At 45.3% G+C, this 12,696-nt stretch carries 9 protein-coding genes and 3 pseudogenes; 7 read left to right on the plus strand and 5 right to left on the minus strand.

Annotation, left to right across the window (positions count from 1 at the left end; genetic code table 11):
• Window positions 1-109: 109 nt before the first annotated feature.
• Window positions 110-217: pseudogene (locus NDA06_RS10885) on the minus strand (NblA/ycf18 family protein); the annotation flags it as partial.
• Between the two features lie 391 nt (window positions 218-608).
• On the opposite strand from NDA06_RS10885, the gene NDA06_RS10890 reads away from it, so the two are divergent.
• The 3 genes from NDA06_RS10890 (at window position 609) to NDA06_RS10900 (ending at window position 3,393) form a co-directional block, all read left to right on the plus strand.
• Window positions 609-1,805, plus strand: coding sequence for an aminotransferase class V-fold PLP-dependent enzyme (locus NDA06_RS10890; protein WP_190986890.1), 1,197 nt, complete (start codon window positions 609-611; stop codon window positions 1,803-1,805).
• A 67-nt stretch (window positions 1,806-1,872) separates the two neighbouring features.
• Window positions 1,873-2,961 (plus strand): glycosyl transferase, encoded by a 1,089-nt coding sequence (locus NDA06_RS10895; RefSeq protein ID WP_190986891.1) that lies wholly within the window; start codon window positions 1,873-1,875, stop codon window positions 2,959-2,961.
• 15 nt (window positions 2,962-2,976) lie between these two features.
• On the plus strand, window positions 2,977-3,393 hold the full coding sequence (locus NDA06_RS10900) for a secondary thiamine-phosphate synthase enzyme YjbQ (protein ID WP_190986892.1): 417 nt from the start codon (window positions 2,977-2,979) through the stop codon (window positions 3,391-3,393).
• Between the two features lie 61 nt (window positions 3,394-3,454).
• On the opposite strand, the gene NDA06_RS10905 is transcribed toward NDA06_RS10900, so the two are convergent.
• A complete protein-coding gene (locus NDA06_RS10905) occupies window positions 3,455-4,309 on the minus strand; it encodes a WecB/TagA/CpsF family glycosyltransferase (RefSeq protein ID WP_190674052.1) in 855 nt (284 codons plus the stop codon).
• An 824-nt stretch (window positions 4,310-5,133) separates the two neighbouring features.
• Here NDA06_RS10905 and NDA06_RS10910 point away from each other — a divergent pair.
• The 4 genes from NDA06_RS10910 (at window position 5,134) to NDA06_RS10925 (ending at window position 8,060) form a co-directional block, all read left to right on the plus strand.
• Window positions 5,134-5,511, plus strand: coding sequence for a Mo-dependent nitrogenase C-terminal domain-containing protein (locus NDA06_RS10910; protein ID WP_190986893.1), 378 nt, complete (start codon window positions 5,134-5,136; stop codon window positions 5,509-5,511).
• Window positions 5,512-5,574: 63 nt separating this feature from the next.
• Window positions 5,575-6,345 (plus strand): hypothetical protein, encoded by a 771-nt coding sequence (locus tag NDA06_RS10915; protein ID WP_190415237.1) that lies wholly within the window; start codon window positions 5,575-5,577, stop codon window positions 6,343-6,345.
• Window positions 6,346-6,575: 230 nt separating this feature from the next.
• Window positions 6,576-6,836 (plus strand): hypothetical protein, encoded by a 261-nt coding sequence (locus NDA06_RS10920; protein ID WP_190415235.1) that lies wholly within the window; start codon window positions 6,576-6,578, stop codon window positions 6,834-6,836.
• A gap of 27 nt (window positions 6,837-6,863) precedes the next feature.
• Window positions 6,864-8,060: a murein transglycosylase A gene (locus tag NDA06_RS10925; RefSeq protein WP_190986894.1), complete on the plus strand. Its 1,197-nt coding sequence runs from the start codon at window positions 6,864-6,866 to the stop codon at window positions 8,058-8,060.
• Window positions 8,061-8,310: 250 nt separating this feature from the next.
• Here NDA06_RS10925 and ltrA read toward each other — a convergent pair.
• From ltrA to NDA06_RS10940, 3 genes and pseudogenes are all read right to left on the minus strand, one after another.
• A pseudogene (gene ltrA / locus NDA06_RS10930) lies at window positions 8,311-10,050 on the minus strand (group II intron reverse transcriptase/maturase).
• Between the two features lie 551 nt (window positions 10,051-10,601).
• A complete protein-coding gene (locus NDA06_RS10935) occupies window positions 10,602-11,573 on the minus strand; it encodes a DUF5895 domain-containing protein (RefSeq protein ID WP_199324216.1) in 972 nt (323 codons plus the stop codon).
• Between the two features lie 110 nt (window positions 11,574-11,683).
• Window positions 11,684-12,563: pseudogene (locus NDA06_RS10940) on the minus strand (IS982 family transposase).
• Window positions 12,564-12,696: the final 133 nt, after the last annotated feature.

Here is a 12,696-nt window from a genome sequence, read left to right on the forward strand (position 1 = left end):
ATTGAGTCCTCTGCTTCGCTTAAGATAATCCGAATGGGAGCAGGCATAGATTAATGGAAAACTTCGTTTAGGGGCTTTATGCCATCTTATATTTAATTAGTCCCAGCTACTTAATCAAAAATTCCTGTGCTTGTTCGCGGGACATATTTTGCACTTGGTCTGAGAAGCTTCTAATACTGAATTTTTGCTCTAAAGATAATTCAATTGGCTGATTCATAGCGAGTTCCTTTACTCGTTATAAGATGAACTTTGAACCGATTTTTGATTCTCCCTTGTTGTTTGTTATTTGCTAGGGAAATAACTGGGTTCTAAATGTTGTGTAGCATCAAAAAGAAAACTTGGTATTAGATGCATAGCAACTTAACCGACACTCAACGCCATTTTGTAGCCTGCATACAAGGGAAATCTGAGAAAGAGATTTTGTGAAATTTGATTCGCGTTCTTGTAAACTTGTCAAGTCAACGCACCGGATTTATGCAAAATTTTAAATAAGTTAACATTATCTAGCAACCGTTACAGCGATAACCAATTGCAACGCCTCTGCTGCCGTATCCAGCAAAGCTACGAAGTGACAATTCCTTGTTCCAGTGAAGTCTAATATTGATACTATGACGAGCATTTCTTCAGGACAAACGCTGCTAGAACAGCATCGGCAGCAATTTCCAGCTCTAGTGAATAAAGCGTATTTCAACTATGGCGGTCAAGGTCCGATGCCCCAAGCAGCTTTGGATGCTATTTTCCAATCCTATGAATACGTGCAGCGAGTGGGGCCGTTCTCCAATGAGGTAGGTACCTGGGTGGTACGGGAGGCGACGGAAACTAGAGTTGCGATCGCGTCTTCTCTGGGTGTCTCTCCCCAGACCATTACCCTGACTGAAGATGTCACCGTCGGCTGCAATATCGCCCTCTGGGGCATGGACTGGCAAGCCGGAGACCATCTGCTAATTTCTGACTGCGAACATCCAGGCATTGTGGCAACCGTTCAGGAACTCCAACGGCGCTTTAGCATTGAAGTATCCTGCTGTCCGCTCATGAGAACTTTGAATGAAGGCGATCCCGTAGCAGCGATCGCAGAATATCTGCGCCCCAAGACCAGAATGGTCGTGCTGAGTCATATCCTCTGGAACACGGGTCAAGTCTTGCCGCTGGCTGAAATTGCTGCCGCCTGCCGCAACCATTCCACCGAAAATCATCCCATCAGAATTTTGGTGGACGCAGCTCAATCTGTGGGGTCAATGCCGCTAAATTTGACAGAATTGGGGATTGATTTTTATGCTTTCACGGGTCACAAGTGGTGGTGCGGGCCAGAAGGCGTCGGTGGTCTGTACGTGCGACCGGAAGCTTTAGAAAGCCTGAATCCCACGTTTATCGGCTGGCGCAGCATTCTTTACAATTCATCCGGTCAACCAATTGGCTGGCAACCGGATGGGCGAAGATATGAAGTCGCGACTTCTGCCTATCCCCTCTATGCTGGGCTTAGGGCAGCGATCGCTCTTCATCAGCAATGGGGAACCCCAGAATCTCGCTTCCAACAAATCCTAGATTTGAGCCAATACCTCTGGCAACATTTAGCCGAACTTCCTCGCATCAAATGTCTGCGAAATGCACCGCCAGAATCTGGTCTTGTCTCCTTCCAGCTTTCAGGCGAGGGCAGCCACCAGCAATTAGTACAATCTTTAGAAAATCAAAACTTGCTGGTTCGGACAATCCGCAATCCTGACTGTGTACGCGCCTGCGTTCACTATTTCACCCTGCCATCTGACATTGACCAACTTGTTGAAGGCATTCAACAATTGAGTCAGTAGTTATCGATCGTTAGACCTTAGGAATTAGCAACTAGACTCATGACTAATAACTACTGATTACGAACGAATGACTGCTAAACACCCAATTTTATACATCGCTATCACCAATCATGGCTTCGGTCATGCAGTCCGGGCGGCATCCGTCGCGGCGGCAGTTCAGCAAATGTATCCAGAAATTTTGCTGATTCTGGTAACAACAGCACCCCGCTGGTTACTAGAATCTTATATTCCAGGAGATTTTATTCATCGCCCCCGCGCTTTTGATATCGGCGTTGTGCAAGCTGATAGTTTCGCAATGGATAAAGCTGCCACTTTGGAAAAAGTGCAACAAATTCGCGCCCAAGAGAAATCGATAATTGCAAGTGAAGTAAACTTTATCCGTCAAAACCGAGTGGGTTTGATTTTGGCAGATATTCCACCGCTGGCAGCGTCAATTGGCAAAGCCGCTGGGATTCCTTGTTGGATGCTGAGTAATTTTGGCTGGGATTTTATCTATCGGGCGTGGGGAGGAGAATTTAATGCAATTGCGGATTGGATAAGCGAATGTTATGCAAAGTGCGATCGCTTGTTTCGCTTGCCCTTCCACGAATCGATGAGCGCTTTCCCACAGATCGTCGATGTCGGTTTAACCGGCGGCACTCCCCGCCACAGCCCAGACACACTACGATCTAAATGGGGAATTACCACACCGACCGAGCAAACCATCTTGCTCACCTTCGGCGGCTTAGGGTTACAAGAAATTCCCTACGACAATTTGCTAAAGTTTTCCGATTGGCAATTTATCACCTTTGATCGGAATGCACCCGATTTACCCAATCTCATAAAAATTACAGATCAATCTTACCGCCCAGTCGATTTTATGCCAGTATGCGGGCGCGTCGTTTCCAAACCTGGATACAGCACTTTTGCAGAAGCTTTGCGATTGGGAGTACCGATTGTGACGCTAACACGAGAAGATTTTGCCGAAGCGCCTCTGCTGCTTGAAGGCATCCAAAATCATACTTATCATCAAATTCTACAACCTGCTGAGTTCTTCCAAAGCAACTGGGAGTTTCTGCATCAACCAATGCTTCCACCCCATCAATCTCAGATGGTGGCGACAGATGGAACCGAAGCGATCGCCCGTGCTGTCGTCAGCTATTTCCAAAACCGTTAATTTTTTCGAGCCGCCATGACTCATTACCAACAGATCCTGACCGTTCAAACTCCTGGCAAATCTTTATACAAAATCACGCCCAAAGTTCAAGCGATCGTTGCAGATTCGCGTATACAGAGTGGACTTTGCACCCTGTTTTTGCGTCATACCTCAGCCAGTCTGCTGATTCAAGAAAATGCCGATCCAGATGTTCTCAAAGATTTAGAGAACTTTTTAACAAAACTCGTGCCGGAAAGCGATCGCTACTTCCACAATGCAGAAGGCCCTGATGATATGCCAGCTCACATTCGCACTGCTGTGACTCATACTTCTGAACAAATCCCCATCGCTGGCGGTAAATTGCTATTGGGAACCTGGCAGGGAATCTATATTTGGGAACATCGGCAGCGCGGTCATTATCGAGAAATTGTTGTTCACATCGCGGGTGACTAAGCTAGATGAGCGTTCCAAAACGCTAGTGACTTCAATCCGTAACTGCGACACAACTTTGTAACTAGCGATTGATTGCTTCTGGATGGCGCTCAGCGCTGCTGGTTTCTACTTCTATTGAGTCTTGCTCGACAGGAAGTAATTTGAGCAGCTGTAAACCCAAGAGAATCAAATAAAGAGGATTCAGTAACCAATAGCGCTTCCATAGGCGTTTGGGTTCCTGTAAAAAGCGGAAAAGCCATTCTAAACCCAAGCTTTGCATCCAGAACGGAGCTTCAGGAATGTTGCCAGAATGAAAATCAAAAGCAGCACCCACCGCAACGATCGGACAATCTAGCTGATGGCGATGATTAAAAGCCCATGCTTCTTGGCGCGGACAACCCAAAGAAACAAAGACAATTCCCGCGCCAGATTCCCGAATTTGTTTAGTGTATGCCGCATCTTCTTGCGGCGTTAAAGGGCGAAACGGAGGAGAAACTGCTCCGGCAATCATCAAGCTGGGAAATTTTTCTTGTAAATTCTTCTGTAAAGTTTCTAGAACTGCTTCCGTAGAGCCATATAGAAAAATACTTATTTCTTTAGCAGCAGCTTGTTCGCAAATATTTAACATTAGCTCTGGACCCCGCACCCGCTCCGGGAGTATCTCTTCATCACGATTACGAAGAAGATTGAGCGCCCAACGCACCGGCTGACCATCAGGGGCAACTAGAGTAAATTGATTGAGTTGATAACCATGACCGTCTGGGTCAAGATAACCGGAGGTAATGCTATGGACATTCACTGCTGCAACGGTACAAGATTGGCGTGATTGGGCACTTTGAATAATCAAATCCGTACAGTCTTTATATTTAGTACGACTGACTCCAATTCCCAATATATTTGTCTTAATTGGAGTTGTTTTTAAAGTTCGGGTGTTCATCTTTACCTTGAACTCACATATATTTTGTAGAGCGATCATAATTTACCTTTGCAGTATAACTTTGCAAGTACTTTTACGAAATTTATTTTTAATGATTTTTAAGTATTGCTCTTTAAAAATAGGGCAAAAACTGAATCAACTAGCTGTAGCTTAAGATTTCTATCTCTATTTTTTTATTCCTCAGTGAAATAGGTAATTTATTACCAACTTTTATTTTTTATTTCATCAGCAAAATTGCTGAATTCAAATTGGTAGACGGGAAATGATTTTATCAACTTGGCTAGGTTCTTTCACTGTCTTTCACTTCTCCTTAGAGTTTTCAATGAGTGATTATTTTCTCGTCGTTAAAGGAAAATAAATGGCTCTGATTCTAAGAAAAGTTAGGAAGCGAGCGAGCCGCGAAGCGTGTAGGGGCATTTTTGCCGAAAGCAAAGCAACCACAGACCTTACAGCCTTTATGCAGACAAGTTTATGCGAGAGTGCAGTGGCAATATATGCGTGTAATCACTGAAACCTGGAAGGGACACTCACAAATATTCAGTGATGTTCCTCACGCAATATAGACAGGAAATTAGGGAGGATGATAACAGAAGAGTTCTCACAAGCCTTTTGTCTGTCAAGTCGGCATCCGAGATTAACCGAGCAAAGAACAAAAAATAGCGATCGCGCGTCAATGATTAAGTAAGTCTAACGGTCAAAGTTTCTAGAAACGCTCAAATCTCACAGCCAGCATCCGGTAAAAGCAGAGTCGCAGTTGTAGATAAAGGACAGACAGTTAAATTTAGCTTTTTGAAGACTTGAAAACGTAACACAGGAGAAGCATCATGAATGTATCCCAGTATACAGTAAAAAATATTTCCCTGACAAGCTGGTTCTGGATGCCTCAAGAAGAGGTTTCCCAAAAGGTAGCCCCGATTCAACAACCCATAAAAGCACGGACGCGGTTGAACTTCCTGCAACCTCTGCGCGAATGGATTGACAACATACAAGTGCGCGATCGCGAACTCGCTCATCGCCTGTGCAAGTCAATCCCCTCCCAGTGCCCCTTTGAGCGCGATATCAAAGTATTTGGTCGCACCCTGTTTCACATTCCTCCAATGTGCAAGCTGAATCCGCTTTACGAAGAAGTCGTAAGCCTACGTTTCCGGGCACTTTGCTATCTAGCAGATGAATGTGGAGAAGATGTCACCGCATACTGCTAAGATTCCTTCTCAGGCGTCTTAAATTAAAGACGTGAAGATTCTGTGCATTATTGATAAGACATCATGGCTATCATTGCCCTGAGAGGCTGGTATCTCCAAGAGTATGAGCCGATTAAAGAATTAGAGAAACGTCCCCACGATCTGCGATTGAGCAAAAATAGCTTGCTGAAGTCTGGATTACGGGCAGATTTTTTAGAAGACAGCCAGGATGTTAAGCGCTCAGCTTGGTTTGGTCGTTATCTAGAAGGGGAATCGGTAGAGTTTTACATCGAAGGCAGCGGTGGCTACATAATCTCCAACATTGACCTGACAAGCCACGAGATTTATTTCACTAAACAGACGGTGATGGCGAATCTGGAACCGATTATCTTCCTCTGCCATCAGACTGAATATGCGGCGTCGAGTGAAGCCCTGCGAGAGGGACTGGCTAACGCCCTAGAAGCATTAAACACGCGATCGCGTCTTCCTTTGACGCTAGAAGTATCCAACCGCCCCACAGGTGCCTCAAATCGCCTCAACACCACGCAGATGCGAAAAATTCGGAAGAGTCTGCTATTTGTTGCTGATGGGACACCTATCACTAGCATTTCCAGGGAAGAAACGCCCCTACTCATTCCCAGTCCGAATGTTTGTGTAGAAATTGGCTACGCCTTTCAAAGTAAGCGTTCTGAACAAATTCTGCTAGCTCAAATGGAGCGTTCGGAGATGTCGGGACAGTTTCCCTTTGACCTTCCCAACCATCAACAACTGTTGTTTAACAGTGCGTCGGAACTGCATCAGACTTTACCGCCCCTGCTAGAAACCCTGCTGCATCGGTTTAATCTGTTTTCCTAGTCATTCGTCACTGGTCATTACAGTATATAAATTTCAACCTGTGAAAACAGGTTCTAGCCGTGAAGCCTGAATTTTAATTCAAGGCTCTAAAGCCAGTGCTATTCGTCATTCGTTGGTTGCTACAGACTAATAACGAATGACCTTTTGAGAAAATTCTGTAGAAATAGCCTGTTATTTTCGACCATTCTCAGCTCATAATAATCAGGACGGATTGAAAATCAATCGACTGTATGCCGAGAACTCCCACCGAATACGCTGTACACCTGATGATAGAAGGTGGTCACAAAGCAGAAGTGCGTTTTGCAACCATTCAAGAGTTTCAGAAGTGGTACAGCGGCGAGCTGATGCCCAAAGCCGCCTCCACGGACTTTATCAGTGTGCCGATCAAAAATATCCAGGGCGAGTACATGGTTATACGTCCCGTCAGCATTAGGGCAATCCGAGTGGAACCTGTCTTCGCCGGAAGTGTCGATAGAAGTGACTACGAATAGCTATCACTTTCCCTTTTGGTGTAAGTAATGAGAAAGACATTGGCTTTACTGTCCCTGAGTTTTGGTGTATCTCTGGGAAATGTCACTTTGCCTGCCCTCGCTAAAGATCCCCTGTCCGTTCCGCTGATACCAGTCAACTCAAACCTTTTAAATCTCGTCTGTTGCCGGTCAGATGCACTGGGACTTGATGAGCAAATCTGGGGGCAAAACGGTCAAGCCGGAGACCGAAAAGCTTTAATCGCCTCGATTGATAACAGTCTGCGATATTTACAGACAAACAGTGCCGCTCAAGCCTACCAGCAGTATCCGGTGCCGGGAATTACCCGCGATCGCGTCCGCCGATCTTTGGTTCGCTTTCGGCAGCTAGTTCTCAACTCTGGTTCGGCTGCCGAACTGCAAGCCGCAATCAAGCGTGAGTTTGTCTTGTACCAGTCTGTAGGCAAGGACAATAAGGGGAACGTTCAGTACACCGCCTACTACGAACCAACCTATACAGCCAGCCGCAAGCAGACGGCAGAGCATCGTTATCCTCTCTATGGGATGCCGTCAAACTTCAACTCTTGGCCCAAACCCCACCCCACACGGGTTCAGCTAGAAGGGGAGGATGGCTTGCTGGGAGCGAACAGTCCGCTAAAAGGGCTAGAAATCGCTTGGATGAGCGATCGCCTGGAAGCATTCTTGGTACAAATCCAAGGTTCTGCTCAGCTCCAGATGACCGATGGAAGCGTGATGACGGTCGGTTATGCGGGTGGAACCGATTACCCCTACACCAGTGTTGGGAAAGAACTCGCTAAAGATGGCAAACTGCCCCTATCCGGTCTGACGTTACCTGTGCTGATCAAATACTTCCAGCAAAATCCTTTGGAGCTCAGTAACTATATCCCGCGCAATCAGCGCTTTGTTTTCTTCAACGAAACCAATGGTGCCCCAGCGATGGGAAGCGTTGGGGTGCCGGTGACACCTGAGCGTTCGATTGCGACGGATAAATCTTTGATGCCTCCGGGTGCTTTAGCTTTAATTCATACAAGAGTTCCCTACTTTAATCGTGCCGGTAAGATCGAACAGCGTCTGGTGAGTCGCTACGTACTCGACCAGGATAAAGGAAGTGCAATTCTGGGTCCCGGTCGCGTAGATTATTTTATCGGAACGGGTAAACGGGCGGGCGATCGCGCGGGTGTTACCGGCGGCAATGGGCAACTGTATTACCTGCTGCTAAAACAGTAAATCTTTTAGCGTCCCACAACCTAAGAAATTGAGGCGATCGCGTCCTAATCCTACCTAGAAATTAAAAGTAAAAAGGCAAAAGTAAGAAGTTTTTACTTTTGCCTTTTTAAGTTTTTACTCTTTTCTTGTGTCCTATTTAGTTGAACTCAATCCAAAAATCACTTCTTGAATTGGTCTTCAGAACCGTGCGTGAGACTTTCACCTCACACGGCTCCTCAATGATTTGAACTTTGTCATTAGCACTTCTCATTTACCATTCCTCTAGTGCCTTAAATTCGTTCTCTAACCATATAGAGTGTGCATGGTCGTGGCAATGCCCGTGTAGCATTGATAAGTTGCTGTTCTTGTTGTTGTTATGGTTTCTGTCAATGTGATGTATTTCCATGACATCTCCCATTTTAAAATTAAGCCCACAACGGCTGCATTTACCCTTTTGCCTTCTTAGTAGGAAGGCGGCATCTTTTGAAATACCGGGATATTTTGCTAACCTGCTACTCCAGTACACCCAGTTTCCATCGAAGGGGCTGCTATTACCTTTGACTTTTGTATATCTGAGTATGGGTGTATCCGCTATTTCGAGCAGTCTTGCCTCCTTCGTGGAGTTCGTAAACACCTACTTCTCAGTACCTATAGTCTTCCAGTATTTTGCTTTTACCCAAGATGTTCCTTTGTTATGGTGCCTAAAATCCGCCCAACTTTTAAGCTATGAGAATAGTAAGTGATCTGCTTTTGCAAAAGCATCTTTGCTTACTACTGTTGAGTAATAATTTGCCCATCCACGCAGTATGAGATTCAGTCTTTTGATTAACTCAGGCTGGGGAGCAGCTTTCATGGAACCAATTATTTCGGCAGTTTTACTCAACAACCTCTTTATTGCTTCATTGTTGGGTTTGATGAGGGTCTTAAATCCAAGCAATTGTCCATTGGTGTTTTTGCCAGAGTGATTTTTTCCTTGTGGATATTGTCTGACATTGAAACCTAGGAAATTGAAGCCTGTATTTTCTTCATACTTTTGGAGGGTATGAGAAGTTCGGGTTTTACTTGGTTTTAATTCCAAGCCCATGTCTTTTAACCAGTCTGATACTATCTGCTGACATCTTTGGACAACGGATAAATCTTCGTGTAATATTACGAAGTCGTCGGCATATCGAATAACGGCAGGGCTTGGAATCGTTACCGTTTTACCATTTACCAAGAGATTTCTTTTGGGAAACGCCTGAGTAATTCGATTTTCCAATCCGTGAAGGGCAATGTTTGCTAGGAGAGGTGATATTACGCCTCCCTGTGGTGTGCCCTTAGATGTATGACTATATGCTTCTTTCCTTTCGGAGTAGGCTTTCCAGTCTATTACCCCTGCTTTTAACCAAGCCTTTATTTGATGGCGAATGGTGGGGGATGTATTTAATTTTCTAAGCAGAGCTTCATGATTAATGCTGTCGAAGCACTTAGCAATATCAGCGTCTAATACAAATTTGGCTTTGTACCTGATTGTATTAAATATTGCTTCTATTGCGTCATGACATGAGCGCCCCGGTCGGAAACCGTATGAGTTAGGCTCGAATTTTGCCTCCCATTCTGGCTCTAATGCTAGTTTTACCAATGCCTGCAACGCACGGTCTGCCATCGTTGGAATCCCTAATGGTCGCTCCTCTTTTGTTCCGGGTTTGGGAATCCATACCCTTCTCGTTGGTCTTGATTTTTGGGATAGTTTCAGGTTTTTAACTAGGGCTAGCCTTTGGATGGGCGTAAGTGATTTTATTCCATCTACTCCGGCTGTCTTTTTGCCCCTATTTTCCTGCGTTACTCGACGTACAGCTAAACATTTTGCCGACCAGGATTTTATCAGTAGTCTCTGGAGTTTGTGGACTGTTTTGACATCACCACGTTGAGAAGCTTGATAGATGCGCTTTTGGAGCTTAAAAACACTTCGCTCAAGCTTACGCCAAGGAATTGTTTCCCATACATACATCGACTTGTCAGCCGTGTTCATGTCTTTTGTACTCTACTTAGTACCTCTATCTTTCAAATCATCGTGTCTCTGTCTGCATATCCTCGTCATTACAATGAGGCATTAGCTTTTGAGACAATCCTGCCCTTGCATCACTTGCGCTGGTTACTTCTCAGATATCTACCTTTTCTGAGAGTGAAGCAAGGGTTAAAACGTTCCTAACAATCATTTGATTGAACTTTTAGGATGATACTTTCCACCAGGTTTAATGGGAGTGCATACTGGTCAACCGTACATTTGCCAGCCCCGATATCCTGTGACATTTTGTCTGTTGCGTGTCAACCTATTTTCGCAACGTCGAGCTGATGGTGGTTAAAGTGTATCTTTGCTTTCACTATCCATGAGTTCTCGCTTGACAGTGTTCCAGATTAGGTTTCTAGGTTCTTGCCTTTTTCCCTTGCTCACCACCGTATGATTACCAGTCATATAGCAGCAGGGAATGCAGTCACTCTTAGCACTTAGAGGATGGGACTTGAACTTTCTAGGTTACTCATTCTCACCCATATGATTGTTAAGTTATCCAGAGCATTTCTCTAACCGAGAAATTTCATCCGGTGGTCAATCCTTTGATGATTCCATTCCTCGGTTAGAGGTTCATAAATACCATCAATTTCTGACCAAACGTTTCGCACATAAGGAGGTTCGCCGTACTCAAATTCATCGTGATAATCGTATGAACTAGACACCCCTGCCATCTCCATTTTGGGCGCGGGGGTTTCCTCTTTCGGTTTTTCTTTTCCGAAGTCTTGGTACTCCTCAAAAGTTTTGCAGATAAGCACAGACTCCTCAGAACTGGAAGAAATTAGATATTCTGTTAAATTCTTAGCAGTAGGATGCTCATAATCTACTGTACTAGCCACCAGAGCCGTATTTGTGCCACTGCCCCTTTCCTCCATTTCAATTAACGGACAAAAAATTCCATGAGCATGAAACAACGGCCCTTTTGGTGTTAAAGGCTGCTTTCGATACTGAGCATAAGCCTTTTCCAATTCAGCAATAAATCCACCGACGACTTGACCTTGTTTCATCTCGCAGTAGGATTTTCCAAAACTAGCACCTGCTGCACCATTCACCGTCAATTGCAATGGCAAGTGATGCAAAAGCTTTTGTTTCTCCCCGACTAAAAAAATCAAGTGGCGAGTGAATGTCTTAAACTTGAGCTTGTCTGCCAAGAAAGCATCGTAGTTATCTTTAAACGTACCCAATTTCATCCCAGTTTCACGGTCTTTCACAGACAATGGACCCCGCCGCACGATGACTAAGCGGGGGGTAGTAGTGATAAACAGCGTTTCGACTCCGGTGCTAAACTCATGCTGCACCTGGTCCCAAGTGGCATCCGGTTTAAAGCCAACCGCATTAGCGTTATCTAGCTTAATTGCCAATCCGTGCGGCTGGATGCCAGTTTTCCCATATCGAGGATTGATCATCTGGCACCAAGGGATAACTTGAGAAGGTGGTGCATTGAACTTGTCGTCGTCGAAGTCAAAATTCGCAGATGCGTTCATGGTCTTAGGCATCCAAGTCGTGTGCTGATCAAGTTTACAAGTCTGGAGCAAGTGGTGATATCCGAAAAGATACCGTAGAAATGATAAAAGTAACACAACGTCAGTTCGGGTTAAGCCGAAGGCAGCAAGTTGTGGTCAATGGCAATCGCTGGCTTCTTCGGTTGATGGCAGTAGGCAATCAATCCGCAGAGAATGTTGACAAAGCAGTTGACTGGAGAGCGATGCCGAGAATGCTCAATCTGAGAAATATTTTTGAGCTGGTCGATAATGGTTTCAATGATCGAGCGCTTACGCAGCATCAGACGCTCACTCAGGGGCATCAAACGTTGTTTCATGTTGCGCTTGAGTTTGGTAATCAACTGAATGCCAGCACTCTCTAACAATTGTTGCGCCAGCTTTTGAGACACATAGCCCTTATCGGCAAACACCTTGCCAAAAAGCTGCTGCAACAGTTTCAGTACAGGGGTGCGATCATCGGTGTTGCCTGGAGTTAGAACAACGTTGAGTAACTCCCCTTGGTCGTTGACCACCAGATGTAGTTTGAAGCCAAAAAACCAATCAACGGATGTTTTGCCCCTCGCCGCCAGGTTCTGGAACACTTTGTGTTGCTGAATGCGACGATTGTGACAGACTTTGAGGCTAGTGGAATCCAGAAAACTGATACCGCTACAGCTGCCAAAACAGGAGCGCAGATACGCACAAAGCGGTATCAACGTGCTGGGTATCCACTCGATAAATCGGTTGTAGCTCACCAGTGCTGGAAACTCTGCCGACCACTGGGTCTGCACCTTCTGTTGATAGTAGGTTTTGAAATTCCGGTAGCAGGACTGGTGAAAGGCAATCAGAATGGTCATGATGAAAGCTCAGGCGTAGGCTCCGCTCTCGTTTGCGTAGCTGTAATCCATGCCCAAGCAGTTGGCGCTCCCACTGCGGTTCAAAGCTTTGGCAGAAGTCGTCGACACAGCAAAATAGTTCTTCTAGACTAAGCATGGGGTAATTCAGATGGATGAGAAGTTAGCACTTTCACCCTACCTGTTTTGCCCCTTCCTTATCCCGAACTCAGGTTAACACAAGTGCAGCTAACCGGGTTTACTGACACCCTTACTCCAGTTGAATGCCAGCA

The sequence above is a fragment of the Trichocoleus sp. ST-U1 genome, assembly GCF_039961835.1.
Taxonomy (GTDB): domain Bacteria; phylum Cyanobacteriota; class Cyanobacteriia; order Cyanobacteriales; family FACHB-T130; genus FACHB-T130.